The 696-nt window shown below is 41.1% G+C and carries 2 tRNA genes and 1 rRNA gene; all 3 read right to left on the reverse strand.

The window, feature by feature from the left end:
- Positions 1–125, reverse strand: a 23S ribosomal RNA gene (locus INR60_RS17160); the annotation flags it as partial.
- Between the two features lie 248 nt (positions 126–373).
- Positions 374–450 (reverse strand) — tRNA-Ile (locus tag INR60_RS17165).
- 5 nt (positions 451–455) lie between these two features.
- Positions 456–531 (reverse strand) — tRNA-Ala (locus tag INR60_RS17170).
- Between the last annotated feature and the right edge of the window lie 165 nt (positions 532–696).

The following is a 696-nucleotide window of genomic DNA, read 5'->3' on the forward strand; positions in this document are numbered from 1 at the left end:
TCCCTCATTCGGAAATCTTCGAATCTCTGGCTATGTGCGCCTACTCGAAGCTTATCGCAGCTTATCACGTCCTTCATCGGCTCCTGATGCCAAGGCATTCACCATACGCCCTTTGTAGCTTGACCTTTGTTTGCTATAAGCTTCGCATTACTTTGAAAACTTCGTCGCTTCGGTACTCATTTATATAAATAAACTCCGTTCCTCGCTTCTTGTTTTCTTTGTACTACTCGCTTCTAGCTACACTAACATTTAGTCATTTTTAAGATTTTGCAATCTTAGATATATGTTACAAAGAATAGTATATTTAAATACATTTTTCTTGGCTTGTTGTATCAACTAATATTTAACTATGTGCAATTTTCAAAGAACAATGTGGTGGGTCTAAGTGGACTCGAACCACCGACCTCACGCTTATCAGGCGTGCGCTCTAACCAGCTGAGCTATAGACCCATATGTGGTGGAGGTAAGGAGATTCGAACTCCTGACCCCCTGCGTGCAAGGCAGGTGCTCTCCCAACTGAGCTATACCCCCACATACAAAGAGATAATGATCTCTCAAAAGTGAACAGAATAATACAAACCCAATCTCTTTCGAATAAGAAATCGAGATTTTGATTTTTTGGCTGTACTGATTAATCATCTTGTTAATCAGATTTCTCCATAGAAAGGAGGTGATCCAGCCGCAGGTTCTCCTACG

This window comes from Clostridium chrysemydis, assembly GCF_015234215.1.
Lineage (GTDB): Bacteria > Bacillota > Clostridia > Clostridiales > Clostridiaceae > Clostridium > Clostridium chrysemydis.